The organism is Nonomuraea mangrovi (assembly GCF_042681425.1).
Lineage (GTDB): Bacteria > Actinomycetota > Actinomycetes > Streptosporangiales > Streptosporangiaceae > Nonomuraea > Nonomuraea mangrovi.
On the sequence record NZ_JBHUFV010000016.1, the window covers coordinates 215,323 to 228,836 of the forward strand.

Sequence of the window (13,514 nt, forward strand, 5' to 3'; positions counted from 1 at the left end):
CTTCTAGTTCTGCTCGGAGGCGGTGCCCATCTCCTGGGCCAGCTCCGCCCTGATGGCGTCCATGTCGAGCGCCTTGACCTGACCGATGAGGTCCTCGAGCGCGGGCGCGGGCAGCGCGCCCGGCTGGGCGAAGACGACGATGCCGTCACGGATCGCCATGATCGTCGGGATGGAGGTGATCTCGAATCCCTCCGACAGGCCGGGCTGCGCCTCGGTGTCGATCTTCCCGAACGTCACGTCGGCGTGCTTCTCGGAAGCCTTCTCGAAGATCGGCCCGAACGTACGGCACGGGCCGCACCACGCCGCCCAGAAGTCGAGCAGGACGATCCCCTTGTCGGCGATGTCGTTGAAGTTCTGGTCGGTTACTTCGATGGTCGCCACAAGTGGCTCCTCATATCGTCGTCAAACTTGCTCTTTTTAGAACCTCAAGCATTACACGCTCATTCCCCCGCCCGCAGCGCCACTCCGACGCCGCGCCTGCCGGATGCGGCGACGTGCCCGACGGCGCCGAGCAGCGCGGCCACGGTGACACCCGCGCCCAGCAGGAGCGGGGTCGTCCAGGTGACGGAGTAGCCGACGGGCAGCCCGCCCGCGTAGTCGCTCAGATCCACTCCCCCGCCGAAGACCGCGGGGTAGGCGGTGCCGAGCAGGATGCCCGCGACCCCCGCCGTGATCACCAGGGGTGACACCTCGCCGAGCGTGATCGACTGTGCCTGCCTGCCCGACATGCCCATCGTCGACAGGTAGGAGATGCTGCGCCGCCGCTCGGCGGCGCCCGCGACGACCGTCACCCATACGGCCAGCAGCGAGTAGACGGCGAGCGCGAGGGCCGACAGCCGGAAGGCCAGCGTGATCGTCCTGGTGAGCGGGGTGGACACGATCGCGGCCAGGTCCGCCTCGCGGGTGCCGGCCACGGCCCACGCGCCGAGCGCCTTCTCCAGATCGGCCGCATTGATCCCCTCGCCGAAGACGAACAGCTCGTTGGGGCGCAGCGGCGCCTTCTCCTCCGGCAGCACCGAGGTGGGCAGGACGAGCAACTCGCCGGCGGGCTCGACGCCGGGGAAGCGCTCGATGTGGCCCACGTGGTCGACCACGACGGGGGTGGCGTCGTTGCCCGACAGCACGATCGGCCTGGCCCGTGCCGTGCCCAGGCCCCTGGTCACCAGGACGGGGGCCGCGGAGCCCTTGGCGGTCGCCGCGGACCTGTCGGCGGCCCTGTTGACGGCCGTGACGGGCACCGACACGGCGGGCGGGGCGTCGGTGAGGCTCCGTGCGTAGGCGGCGGTGTCCAACCGCAGGTAGGTGAAGGCGAGCGTGCCGCCGGACAGGCGACCCGCGCGCAGCTCGAAGGGGATGACCTTCCGCACACCTGGCAGCCCGCGCACCTGCTCGATCGCCTCCGGCGAGATGGCGCCCTCCCCGACCGACACCCTGGCGTCGGCGCCGGTCCGCTGCCAGGCGGCGGCGCGCTGCCCCTCGGCGAGCGAGTCGAGCGTGAGCGCGCTGTAGACCGACAGCGTGAGCGCGGGCACCAGGATCAGCGCGGGCAGCGTGGCGGCGGTCCTGGAGCGGGCGGCCGCCGCGACCGCGAGGAACAGCACCGGGCGCCTGCTCCTGGCCGCGGCGAGGGACAACAGGCGCAGCAGGTACGGGTAACCCCACAGCAGGACCAGCGCGCAGGCGAGCGCGACGGCGGTGGGCGCCGCCACCAGGAGCGGGTCGCCGCCCGACCCTGGCGGGGCGGCCGTCACGCCGCGGCTGATCGCGAGGTAGGCGGCCACCGCCGCCAGGAGGACGACGAGGAGGTCGGCGACGAGCCTGCGCGGTGTGAACGGCCTGACGACGAGGTCGTCGCGCCGCTCGACCAGCGGGCCGCGGTGGACGACGAGGAGGTGGCCCATGCCGTACAGGAAGGTGGCGAGGACCAGCGCGGGTGCCGCCAGCAGCGACATCGTCGTGTCCAGGCCGGGCGCCAGCCTGGACAGCGCGAAGCCCAGCGCCGCCCCGGGGACGACGGCGAAGAGGATCACCGCCGCGCCGACGGCCGCGAACTGGGCCGTCGAGGCGGCCCTGGCCCTGGCGGCCACCAGGCCGGCGGCGACGCGGCCGAGCAGCAGGCCGAGCACCAGCGCCACCACCCCGAACGCGACCGCGAACAGCCCGGCGAACTGCAGCCCCATGAGGGTCTGGGTGGCGCCCAGCTTGCCGAGGAAGTCGTCGGTCGTCGCGGGCAGCCTGCTGGTCACCTTGTACGGCATGACCGGCGTCGACATCCGGCGCGCCGCCGCCGTGAAGGCGTCCAGCGCGGCCCCGAGCCGGGGAGCGGCCTCGACGGTGAACGCCGAGGGCACGGCGGAGAACCCCCAGCGGTAGTTCATCCGCTCCCTGACCTGGCTGAGCGCCGCCACGACCTTCTGGTCGGCCAGGCCCGTGACCACGAACGAGGCGGCGTTGGCGGCCGGGTTGGGAATGTAGACGCGGGCCATCGAGGGGAACACCGACCAGAACGGGTCGGCGGGGTCGATCGGCTCGTACAGGCCTGTGACCTTGATGAGGAGCCCGCCCGCCGAGACGATCGTGGCACCGACGTCGAGCCCCATCTGTTCGGTGACGTCCTCGGGCAGGCCGACCTCGACGGTGGTGAGCTGGGGCCTGGCCATCAGGACGGTGAGGGCCGCGTCCTGCCGGGGGTTGGGCGTCGACCGTTCGGTGAGCGGGTTGGGGCCCGTGGTGACGTTCGAGGGAGGGACGCCCTTGACGTAGCGGACCCGCTTGGCCGCGCCGGTGTTCCACGCCAGGTCGACGAAGTTGTCGGCGCGCGGCTCGCGCCCGACGTGGCCGACGAGCCTGAGGCGGTTGGTGCTCACCCCGTACTTCACCTCGCCGACCAGCGAGGCGAGGGCGGGCGGCATGGCCTTGCGCAGCGCGTCCATGCGCGTGGCCAGCGCGGCGGCGTCGGCGGGGCGGGCGCCGACCGCGACCGACTGCGCGTCCACGGCGATCTCCAGCAGCTCGGGCCTGGTCTCGCGGACGGCCTGCAGCAGCGAGCGCTCGTAGGAGTCCTCGAACACCCTCGGCAGCGCCCCGCCCAGCAGCGTCATGCTGAGCACGAGGACGCCGAGCAGCGCGGCGATGCCCCGATGCAGCAGGGTCAGGCGGGCCGCGAGCCGGATGGCGGTCATGCGTCCTCCCCGATATGCCTGGCCTGCGCCAGGCCGCGACGACGCAGCGAGCCCGCGAGCGCGGCCACGATCGCGAACAGGCCCGCCGCGATGACCGCGAGCAGGACGGCGGTCTGGACCCAGGGGATGTCCAGCCGCACGGGCGGGGTCACCGCCGTGACCTGCCCTGACAACACCAGGTGCGGCACCACGACGGCCGCCATGCCGCCGGCGAGCAGGGTGCCGCCCGCCAGGCCGAGCCCGATCAGGAACGTCTGCTCGACCGCGAGCAGCCCGAGCACCTGGCGGAAGGTGACGCCGAGCGCGTGCAGGAGGCCGAGTTCGGCCGAGCGTTCACGGGCGGCGACCGCGGCGTTGACCGCGAACCCGAGCCCGGCGAAGATGACCGCGGCGACGAAGCCGATCAGCAGCGCGCTCTGCAGGCCGCCGGCCAGCGGGTCGTCGCGCAGCTCGGTGAAGACGCTCTGCCGGTCGAGGACGCGCGCGCTCCAGCCGGGGTGAGCGGCGAGCGCTCGCGTGGCGGCGCCGGGGTCGCCGTCCTCGGCGGCCGCCCACCATTCGGTGACCCTGGGCGGCGCGTTGACGGTGAGGATGTTCCTGTCGGCGAGCGTGGGCAGGTCGACGAGGACGCCGGGCTCGCCGACGGTCATGCCGGGCAGGCTGTCGACGACGGCGACCACGATGAGCGCCGAGGTGGTGGCGTCGAACGGCAGGAACAGCCTCATGCCGACCGAGAGCTTCTCCTCGGCGGCCAGCTCGTCGGTGACGACGACGGGCAGCGGCTGGGGCAGCGTCGCCCGACCGCCGACGGTGCCGCCGAACAGCCGCTGCGACGGCGTACCGGGCGGTACGGCCAGCACCACCGCCTTGCCGCGTTCGGGCACGGCGTCGATGCCGAACAGGCCGCCCTGCCCCGTCGTGACCTCCTTGACGCCGCCGTCGCCGACCCCGCTGCCCTGGAACCTGCCGACCTGCTCGAACCCGGCCCATGCCAGGTCGCCGGGGGGCTGGACGTCGTGGCCGCCCGCCCTGAGCGCGGCGACCACGACGGGTGCGGGCGTCTCGCCGAAGGTGAGGCCGCGCACGGCGAGCGGATAGGCGATCCTGCCTGCCCTGCCGGCGAGCGCGGCCAGGTCGGCGACCAGCGCCCGCTCGCCGGCAGCTGCCCTGTCGGCCAGGTCGAGCCGCCAGCGCACGCCTTCGGCGTCGCTGATCAGGAGCTCGGCCTTCAGAGGGGCGGGCGCCCGCGTGCGCACGATCACGGCGAGCTCGGAGGGCGTGCCGGGAACGGGGACCGCGCGAAGCGTGGGCCTTCCCGCTGTGAGCCCCTCCGCCATGGCGGCCAGGGAGACGGCCGACAGGTCCTCGCGCAGGTTCATGACGGTGTCGAGCCGGTCGGCGTCGAGCGCGAGCAGTTCGGCCGAGCCCGACCCGATCGACACCGAGTCGCGGACGGCGGGGCTGACGGCGCTGACGCCCGGCAGGCTCGCGTACACCCTGCCGGCGCCGAGCCCGCCCACCTCGCCCGGCCCCGTGGCAGGGGAGATCCGCAGGTCGGCGCCTACCCTGTGGCCGGCCTGGTCGCGCTGCGACGACTCCCACGTGGTCGTCGTGGTGATCGACAGCACGCCGATGGCCACGGCCATGGTCAGCAGCAGGGCGGGGCCGACGTAGCGCAGCGGGCGGCGGCTGACCTGCCACGCGCCGAGCGCGGGGGCCAGCGTGGCACGGCGCGAGGTGAGCCTCGCGACGAGCCCTGACGTCCACGGCACCAGGCGCATGCCGAGCATGCCGCCGCTGAGCAGGGCCAGCGCCGGGCCGGTGACGAGCATGGGGTCGATGCCGAGCCCACCCCCGGCGGTCGCGGTGACGGGCGAGCCGTACCTGGTGAGCTGCCAGACGGCCAGGCCGGCCACCACGAGCAGGGCGATGTCGCCGCCTGCCCTGGCCAGCACGCCCCCGCGGTCGCCGCGGCCGCGCGCGGCCTGTTCCTCGACATAGGTACGGCGGGCGCTGCGCGCGGCGGAGGCGGCCAGCAGCGCGGCGCCGGCCAGCGCCGCGGCCGCCGCGATCGCGAACGTGACCGGTTCGGGCGCGGCGGGCACCCGTACGGCTCCCGCCTGCGCCCACAGCAGGCCGCTGACGCCGTTGAGGACGTGCGGGGCGGCGAAGGGGGCGATCACCACGCTCGGCAGCGCGATCAGCAGTGCCTCGGTCATGCTCAGCGACACCAGCCCGCCCATGCCCGCGCCTCGGGCGCGCAGCAGCGCCATCTCCATGCGGCGGCCCTCGGCCAGCATCCTGGCGGTGAGCATCAGCGAGTACCCGGCCAGGATCAGCAGCTGGAGCACCGGCACCAGCATGGTCGACTGGCCGACCAGCGCGCTGCGGTCGAGCTGGGCGAGATAGGCCGACAGCTCCTCGCGCACCGTGCAGTCGGCGCAGGCGGGGCGGGCCTTGAGCCGGTCGGGCAGGCCCGCGGCCGCCGCCGAGAGGGGGGCGAGATCGCCGGTGGCGACGTTCTTCAGGTCGGGGGTGACATGCCAGTAGCCGAGCACCTGGTCGGCGAACCTCGCCAGGAACGTCTCCCCTGGAACCATGAGCGCGTCGTCGGCAGGGGGATGGAGGCCGTCGGGCGTGGCGAACACGCCGGTGACCAGCACTGTCAGCGGCTGGTCCGCCTCGCGGCGCCGTACCGTGAGCTCCTGGCCCGCGCTGACCCCCAGCCGCTGCGCCGTCTCCTGCGGCAGCGTCGCCTGCAGTGGCTCCGCGCCGGGGCGCGCCCACGTGCCCTGGAGCAGCTCGGCGCCGGTCTCCAGATCGGAGCGGGTGCCGAAGAGCAGCCGCTCTCCGTCCTCGCCCTGGTAGGGGCCGGACTTGATGACGGAGACGACGCGTGGCGCGAACCGGGGGAAGGACTCCGCCGCCTGGGCGCGGACGGCGGCGTCGGCCTGGGCGAAGCTCTCGCGCTTGACCCACGTGGTGACCTCGGCCGAGGTCCTGGCCCGGTCGGCCTGTGTCACGCTCCAGCGGACGCCGACGTCGACCACCGAGGAGATGGAGATCGCCAACGACACCAGCGTGGTGGTGGCCAGCAGGATCGCCGCGAACGCCGTCAGCGGGAGCAGGGGCTCGGCGGCCGCACGCTTGACCACCCACGTCGTCCGGCCCCGCATCCGGTGTCCCCCTCATATCTGTACGGGAGAACATTCGCGGGACAAATCTCACACATGCAAGAAGTGCCTTGATTTCAGCACATAGTTGAGATCATCCCGAGACCAGGGCCTCCGACTGCCACAGATCCCGGTAGTAGCCAGGCTCGCTGACCAGGTCGTCGTGGTGCCCGCGCTGGACGACCCGCCCCTGCTCCAGCACCACGATCTCGTCCACGTGCTCCAGTCCCTTGAGCCGGTGGGTGACGAGCAGCGTCGTACGGCCGTGCGTCACGTCGAGCAGGTCGGTCATCAGCTCGTCGGCGGTCGCCTCGTCGAGCGCCTCGGCGGGCTCGTCGAGCAGCAGCACGGGCGGGTCGTACAGCAGGGCCCTGGCCAGGGCCAGGCGCTGCAGCTGGCCACCGGAGACCGTCCTGCCGTCCTCGCCGAGCTCGGCGTCCCAGCCGGTGCGCGCCACCCAGCGGTCCAGCCTGGCCCTGCGCACGGCCTGCTCCCGCTCGTCGGGCGTGGAGGCGGGGCCGGCCAGGCGAAGGTTGTCGCGCAGGGTGGTCTGGAAGATGTAGGGGTCCTGGGTGAGGCCGGTCATCAGCGTCCGGACGTCGTCGGAGTCGAGGTCGGCGATGTCGACGCCGTTGACCCTGATCGCCCCCGACTCGGGCTCGACCAGGCGCATCAACGCGGCCAGCAGGGTGCTCTTGCCCGCGCCGCTGGGTCCCACGAGCGCGACCCGCTTGCCCGGCGTCAGCGTCAGGCTCACCCCGTCGACCGCCGCGGCCGGCGTGCCTCGCGCGTCCGTCCCCTGACCTTCCGCCGACGCCGGGTTCGGGGCGGCGGGCCTGGCGTGCCGTACCACCAGGTCGTCGATCTCGACGGTCAGCGGCCCGTCCGGCAACGCGGCGGGCGCGGCGGGTTCGGTCACGGCCGGCGGAACCGACCCGATCTCCTTCAACCGGCGCAGCGCGGCGGCGATCCCCGCGTACCGCTCCCCCGCGGCGGCCAGCGGGAGCACGGGCTCGAAGGAGACCAGCGCCGTCAACGCCAGGACGGCAGTCGCGACGCTGCCCGCGCCCGTGCTCTGCGCCAGCCACACGATCGCGACCACCGTCAGCCCCTGCACCAGCACGCCGATCGCCAGCGCCGCCGCGTGGACGCGGGCCTGGCGGCGTTCGAGGGAGGACAGGGCGGCGTCGGCGTCGAGCGCGTCGGTCAGCGCCCTGCCTCCCGCGCCGTAGGCGGCCAGGTCGGCCGAGCCGTGCACCAGGTCTGCCACCCGTTCGGCGAGCGCCGCCCTGGCCGGGGCGATGCGCGCCGACCAGCGGCGGGCGGCGGCGGCCGTACCCGCGGGAAGGAGCACGCCCGCCACCACGAGCCCCGCCAGGAGCACCGGCGCGGTGCCGGGATGGACGGCGAACGCGACGACGACGGCGGTCACGCCGGTGATGAGAGCGGCCGTCGCGGGCAGCAGGCAGCGCACGAGCAGGTCCTGCACGGCGTCGGTGTCGTCGACCATCCTGCTGAGCAGGTCGGCGCCGCCGTGCCTGGGCTGCTTGGGCGGGATGAGCGACTCGTAGAGGCGTTCGCGGGTGGCGGCCTGGGCGCGAAGGGCGACGTCGTGCCCCGTGAGGCGTTCGGCGTAGCGGAAGACGCCCTTGCTGGTCGCGAACGCCCGCACCGCCACGATCGCCACGCTCAGCGCGGCCAGCGGCGGTTGCTGGGCGGCTGTGGTGATGAGCCAGGCCGCCGACGCGGTGAGCCCCACGCCCGCCAGCTCGGCCGCCGCGCCCGCCAGCACGGCCCACACCACGCGGGCGCTCATCCGCCTGCGCGTGGTGGCCGGCGTCCCCGGTTGCCGCGTGGTGGTCATCGCTCGTCTCCCGCCTGCGCCGCCGTCCGCGCCTTCCCCGTGTCCCCGTCGCATGATCGTCCTCCGCCCGGCCCTGGAGGACGGCCGGAGGAGGAGGCGGCGGTGTCGGAGACCACGCGGCCCTCGTGGATGCGGATCACCCGATCGGCCAGGTCGATCATCGCTGGCCGGTGGGCGACGATCACCGCGGTGCGGCGGTCGCTCAGCTCGGCCGTGGCGGCGACCACCGCGGCCTCGCTGCGCCCGTCGAGCCTCGCGGTGGGTTCGTCGAGCAGCAGCACGGCGGTGTCCGGCCTGCAGAACGCGCGGGCGAGGGCCAGCCGCTGCCGCTGGCCCGCCGACAGGTTCGCGCCGCGCTCGCCGACGAGCGTGTCGTAGCCGCCGGGCATGGCGCTCACGAACTCGTCGGCGTGCGCGGCCCTGGCGGCCTGCCGTACGCGGTCGAGGGAGGCCGAGGGGGCGCCGAGGCGGATGTTGTCGGCGACGGAGGTGGCGAACAGGTGCGGGCGCTGGGGCACGAACGCCAGTGTGTCGCGCCACGCGGCCTGGTCGAGGTCACCGAGGTCGGCGCCGTCGACGAGAACGCGACCCTCGGTGGGCTGGACGAAGCCGAGCAGCAGGTGGAGCAGCGTGCTCTTGCCTCCGCCGCTCTCGCCGACCAGCGCCACGCGCTCGCCAGGGGTGATGACGAGGCTGACGTCCTGGAGCGCGGGGTCGTCGCGGCCGGGATAGCGCACGGTGACGTTCTCCAGGCGGATCTCGGGCGGGTTCTCGGAGGTCCTCTCCGGGCGAGGGTGGCTCTCGGAGGCCGGCACAGGGTGAGGGGCGCTCTCGGAGGCCGGCCCTGGCCGAGGTGATCGGGCGCCGGCCCGCTCCTGGGTCTCCTGCGAAGGATCGGCGGTGTCGTCCAGGACGGCGAAGGCGGCGTCGGCGGCCGCGACGCCCTCCATGGAGGCGTGGAAACGGGTCCCCATCATCCGCAACGGCAGGTACGCCTCGGGTGCCAGCAGCAGCACCAGCAGCGCCGTCGTCAGGTCGAGCGACCCGCCGAGCAGGCGCAGCCCGATCGGCACCGCGACCAGCGCCAGCGAGAGCGACGCGCACAGTTCGAGCACCAGCGAGGACAGGAAGGCGACCCTCAGGGTCCGCATCGTCGCGGATCTGTGCGCGTCGGCCACCTGCCGGATGACGGTCGCCTGGTAGCGGGCCCTGCCGAAGGCGCGCAGGGTGGGCAGGCCGCGCACGACGTCGAGGAAGTGCCCGCCCAGCCTGGACAGCGCCCGCCACTGCCGTTCGGTCACCGCCTTGGTGTGCATGCCGACGAGCGCTCCGAAGATCGGGATGAGCGGCAGCGTGACCAGCACGATGAGCGCGCTGGTGAGATCGGCGGCGAAGAGCCTGATGAGAACGGCGACGGGCACCACGCCCGCCACCGCCATCGCGGGCAGGTACCCGGTCAGGTAGGGGTCGAGCGCGTCGAGCCCGCGGCCGGTGAGCGTGACGAGCTCGCCCGAGCGGTGTCCCGTCAGGCGGGCGGGCCCGAGTTCCTGCAGCCTGGCCAGCAGCCGGTGGCGCAGCGCGGACTTCACTCCCGTGGAGGTCCGCGCCGCGAAGATGCCCTGCGCCCAGCCGAGCAGGCCGCGCAGCCCTACCACCGCCGCCAGCGCCGACAGGGCCGCGGTGGTGAACCTGCCCGACAGCACCCCGGCGAGCAGTTCGGCCTGGACCAGCACGAGAAGACCCGCGGTCACGGCGGCGGCCATGGTGACGGTCAGGTGCGTGCGCACCGCGCGCTCGGCTCGCATGAGCCGCAGAAGGTCCTTGTGCAACGAGTCCTCTAGAAGAACGACGGGATGCGGTCGGCGCCCTTGACTGGCCGGAAGGTGCGCCACACCCATACTTGCGCGCCTACCATGACGGGCGCGAACGGCACGACCATGAGACTGAGCACATTCAGCGTCCCTGCGGGCGCGGCGTTGTCCAGCAGGTGCGGGGCGGCGGCCGCCAGCAGCACGATGACGGGCGCGGCGGCGGCCAGGGCGGACAGCGCCAGACCGCGGCCGGTGCCCCTGGCCTGCCGCCAGGCCAGGAAGGTCCTTCCGTGGAAGGCGAACAGCGCGGTGGTGAGGGCGCCGGCGGCGATCCCCGCCGGCCACGGCAGCCCCGCCATGGAGGCGATGGCCATGCCCCACCCGAAGGCGAGCACGAGCGAGCCCAGCGAGATCATCAGGTCCCAGAAGCCGCGCCATGCCGGACCCTCGATCCTGCGGCGGAACCACAGGCCCGCGTCGCGCACGACCCAGCCCAGCAGCATCGCCACGACGAACGGGTAGAGCGCGAAGATCACCTCCCCTTCCAGCAGCGGGAACGCGCCGAACAGCACGCCCGCGACCGCCACCAGCCACACCTCGTTGGCCAGCACGAACGGCGCCATGGCGGCGACCATGCGGTCCCTGCGCTCCTGGGGGCGTCCGGCCAGCAGCAGCCCCACCCCCAGGTCGAAGCCCTCCAGGGCGAAGTAGCCCGCCAGCAGGGCGGCGAAGACGACGAGCCAGACGACTTCCATCAGATACTCCCGAGGGGACCGTCGCCTTTGGACGACGGGGGAATCGGGAGAGGGAGGGCCGCCAAGGCCCGAGCGTGCTCTGACCTGCCAGGTCCGCGCATCAGAATCTCCATTCTCTGAGTTGTTAGATGCATGACGGTGTTGCAATGATCGGGTGACTCGTCAGCTGCGCACCTCTCCCGGTGCGGCGTACGACCTCGGGTACCACGTCGTGTGGTGCCCGAAGTACCGCCGCCCGGTCCTCGGCGGGCGGGTGACGGTGCAGCGCCACGTCCAGGCGCAGGCTGAGCGGCCCGGGGCAGGTCGCCGTGCGTAGGTCGTTCAAGTTCCTGCTGCGCCCCACCGTCAAGCAGGCCGCCGCGCTGGCCCAGTGCCTGGAAGACCACCGCCAGCTGTACAACGCCGCGCTGGAGCACCGGCGAACGGCCTTCCGCAAGGCGGGTGTGACCGTCCGGTACGGCGAGCAGTCGGCCGAGTTGAAGCACATCCGCGCCGACGACCCGGACGGGCAGGCGCGCTGGTCGTTCTCCTCCCAGCAGGCCACCCCGCGCCGCCTGGACAAGGCGTACGCGTCGTTCTTCAAGCGGGTCCGCGAGGGCCGTGCGCGGGCTTCCCGCGTTTCAAGGGGCGCGGCTGGTTCGACACGGTGGAGTGGCCCAAAGACGGCGACGGCTGCCGCTGGGACTCCCAGCCCGAGCACCCCACCACCACCTACGTGCGGTTGCAGGGCATCGGGCACATACGCGTACACCAGCACCGCCCGGTCCGGGGCACCGTGAAAACGATCAGCGTGAAGCGGGAAGGCTCCCGCTGGTACGTGATCCTGTCGTGCGACGGTGTGCCCGCGCAGCCGCTCCCGACGACCGGCGCGGTGGCCGGGATCGACATGGGCGTGGCCTCGCTCGTCACGACCAGCGATGGTGACCACCTGGCCAACCCCCGTCACTTGGCAGCCTCCGCCGACCTGCTCGCCGCCGCCCAGCGGGACCTGGCCCGGAAGAAGCCCAGATCCAACCGCCGCCGTAAGGTGGTCTCCCAGCTCGCCGCCCTGCACGCCAAGGTCCGCCGTCAGCGCCTGGACGGTGCGCACAAGGCCGCGAACGCGCTGGTCCTCGACTACGACGTGATCGTCTACGAAGACCTGCCGATCACCAACATGACCCACTCCGCTGCCGGCACTCTCGAACAGCCCGGCCGGATGGTCGCCGCCAAGTCCGGCCTCAACCGGAGCATTCTCGACGCGGGTTGGGGGGTGTTCCTTGCGGTCCTCGCGCACAAGGCTGAAAGCGCCGGTCGAGAGCTGATCGCAGTGAATCCCGCCAACACCTCCCGCACGTGCGCCCGTTGCGGGCACTGCGCGCGAGAAAACCGCCCCACACAGGCTGAGTTCGCCTGTACGGCGTGCGGGCATGCCGCGCACGCCGACGTGAACGCGGCCACGAACATTCTCAGGGCAGGGCTTGCCCTTCGCCGGGCGGAAGCGGCTTAGCGAGAAGCCGCTCCCTTCAGGGAGCGGAGGAGTCACGTCAGACCTCCATGCGGACGGGCGCGGGGGTGGTGGCGAGGGGCCAGGCGCCGAGGGCGAGATCGCCGGGGCCGCGCCGTACGACCCGGGCGATGAGGACGTAGTCGACGACGGCGAGCAGGCCGAGCACCGCGGTGAAGCCGATCAGCGACGCGGTGACCATGCCCGAGGTCAGCCCTGGCGACATGGCGTCGGCGACGGTGAGCCGCTCCCAGATCATCCAGGGCTGGCGGCCGATCTCTCGGGCCATCCAGCCGAAGACGGCGGCGAGGAAGGGCAGCGGCGTCATGATCATCAGGATGGGGTGCGTCCATCGCCAGCGGGGCAGCCAGTAGATGACGGGCAGCAGCATGAGCAGGACGACGAGCTGCAGCAGCTCGCCGATCAGGACCATGAAGCCGAGCCCGGTGGCCGCTCCCGTGTTGCCGTTGAACTTGCCCTCCTGGACCACGCCGAACTGCGCGTAGCCGGTGGCGACGGCCAGCAGGACGCCGACGGCCGAGACCACGACCCCGGTGCGCAGCGACTTGGTGAAGAACTCGGCATAGGCGGTACGGCGGAGCAACTGGTAGGCGCTCGCGCCCATCACCACGAAGCCGCCCGCCGCCAGCCCCGCCCCGAGGACGTGCGGGAAGGACAGGACCAGCGCTTTGTTCGTCATCAGCGCGCCGAAGTCGGTCAGCCGCAGACGGTCGCCGTCGACCACGGAGCCGACCGGGTTCTGCAGGAAGGAGTTGGCGACCATGATGTAGAAGGCGCTGCCGTAGGCGGTGAGGGTGACGATCCAGATGCAGGCCAGGTGCAGGCCCTTGCGCAGCCGGTGCCAGCCGAAGATCCACAGGCCGAGGAACGTCGACTCGAGGAAGAACGCGATCAGCGTCTCCATGGCCAGCGGCGCGCCGAAGACGTCGCCCGCGTAGTGCGACAGGCCGCTCCAGCTCAGTCCGAACTGGAACTCCATCACCAGGCCTGTGACGATGCCGAGGGCGTAGTTGATCACGTAGATCTGGCCCCAGAAGCGGGTCAGGTGCTCGTGCAGTGGATTGCCCGAGCGCACCCAGCGGGTGTGCATGATCGCCACGAGGGGGGCCAGGCCCAGCGTGAGCACCACGAAGAGGAAGTGCAGGCTGCCGGTCAGCGCGAACTGCAGCCGGGCCAGGTCGAGGACGTCCATCCCATCAACTCCGTCGTTGTGTCTGTCTAC

The 13,514-nt window shown here is 72.9% G+C and carries 8 protein-coding genes and 1 pseudogene; 2 read left to right on the top strand and 7 right to left on the bottom strand.

All coding sequences use genetic code 11. The features are described 5' to 3' along the window. Positions 1–3: 3 nt before the first annotated feature. The 6 genes from ACFSKW_RS11155 to ACFSKW_RS11180 form a co-directional block, all read right to left on the bottom strand. The gene (locus ACFSKW_RS11155) at positions 4–381 is read right to left on the bottom strand and encodes a thioredoxin family protein (protein WP_379571922.1); all 378 of its coding nucleotides are present in this window, start codon (positions 379–381) and stop codon (positions 4–6) included. A gap of 59 nt (positions 382–440) precedes the next feature. Further along, on the bottom strand, positions 441–3,182 hold the full coding sequence (locus ACFSKW_RS11160; protein WP_379571924.1) for an FtsX-like permease family protein: 2,742 nt from the start codon (positions 3,180–3,182) through the stop codon (positions 441–443). Next, positions 3,179–6,358 carry an FtsX-like permease family protein gene (locus ACFSKW_RS11165; RefSeq protein WP_379571926.1) on the bottom strand — a complete coding sequence of 1,060 codons (3,180 nt, stop codon included), beginning with the start codon at positions 6,356–6,358 and terminating at the stop codon, positions 3,179–3,181. The genes ACFSKW_RS11160 and ACFSKW_RS11165 overlap by 4 nt, the downstream gene beginning before the upstream one ends. Positions 6,359–6,449: 91 nt before the next feature. Further along, positions 6,450–8,219 carry a thiol reductant ABC exporter subunit CydC gene (cydC, locus tag ACFSKW_RS11170; protein ID WP_379571928.1) on the bottom strand — a complete coding sequence of 590 codons (1,770 nt, stop codon included), beginning with the start codon at positions 8,217–8,219 and terminating at the stop codon, positions 6,450–6,452. Then, positions 8,216–10,024 (bottom strand): thiol reductant ABC exporter subunit CydD, encoded by a 1,809-nt coding sequence (cydD, locus tag ACFSKW_RS11175; RefSeq protein WP_379571930.1) that lies wholly within the window; start codon positions 10,022–10,024, stop codon positions 8,216–8,218. Before cydD ends, cydC begins: the two co-directional genes overlap by 4 nt. A 32-nt stretch (positions 10,025–10,056) precedes the next feature. Beyond that, positions 10,057–10,785, bottom strand: coding sequence for a cytochrome d ubiquinol oxidase subunit II (locus ACFSKW_RS11180; RefSeq protein WP_379571932.1), 729 nt, complete (start codon positions 10,783–10,785; stop codon positions 10,057–10,059). Between the two features lie 308 nt (positions 10,786–11,093). Here ACFSKW_RS11180 and ACFSKW_RS11185 point away from each other — a divergent pair. Continuing rightward, positions 11,094–11,162, top strand: a pseudogene (locus tag ACFSKW_RS11185) (helix-turn-helix domain-containing protein); the annotation flags it as partial. A gap of 269 nt (positions 11,163–11,431) precedes the next feature. Continuing rightward, the gene (locus tag ACFSKW_RS11190) at positions 11,432–12,274 is read left to right on the top strand and encodes an RNA-guided endonuclease InsQ/TnpB family protein (protein ID WP_379571933.1); all 843 of its coding nucleotides are present in this window, start codon (positions 11,432–11,434) and stop codon (positions 12,272–12,274) included. 37 nt (positions 12,275–12,311) lie between these two features. Here the strand turns inward: ACFSKW_RS11190 and ACFSKW_RS11195 are convergent, their stop codons facing one another. Next, positions 12,312–13,484 (bottom strand): cytochrome ubiquinol oxidase subunit I, encoded by a 1,173-nt coding sequence (locus ACFSKW_RS11195; protein WP_379571935.1) that lies wholly within the window; start codon positions 13,482–13,484, stop codon positions 12,312–12,314. Positions 13,485–13,514: the final 30 nt, after the last annotated feature.

Bases quoted from the DNA above. Each gene is read 5' to 3' on its own strand.
- ACFSKW_RS11160 (WP_379571924.1), bottom strand. From the start codon at position 3,182: ATGACCGCCATCCGGCTCGCGGCCCGCCTGACCCTGCTGCATCGGGGC.
- ACFSKW_RS11165 (WP_379571926.1), bottom strand. From the start codon at position 6,358: ATGCGGGGCCGGACGACGTGGGTGGTCAAGCGTGCGGCCGCCGAGCCC.
- cydC (WP_379571928.1), bottom strand. From the start codon at position 8,219: ATGACCACCACGCGGCAACCGGGGACGCCGGCCACCACGCGCAGGCGG.
- cydD (WP_379571930.1), bottom strand. From the start codon at position 10,024: ATGCGAGCCGAGCGCGCGGTGCGCACGCACCTGACCGTCACCATGGCC.
- ACFSKW_RS11180 (WP_379571932.1), bottom strand. From the start codon at position 10,785: ATGGAAGTCGTCTGGCTCGTCGTCTTCGCCGCCCTGCTGGCGGGCTAC.
- ACFSKW_RS11195 (WP_379571935.1), bottom strand. From the start codon at position 13,484: ATGGACGTCCTCGACCTGGCCCGGCTGCAGTTCGCGCTGACCGGCAGC.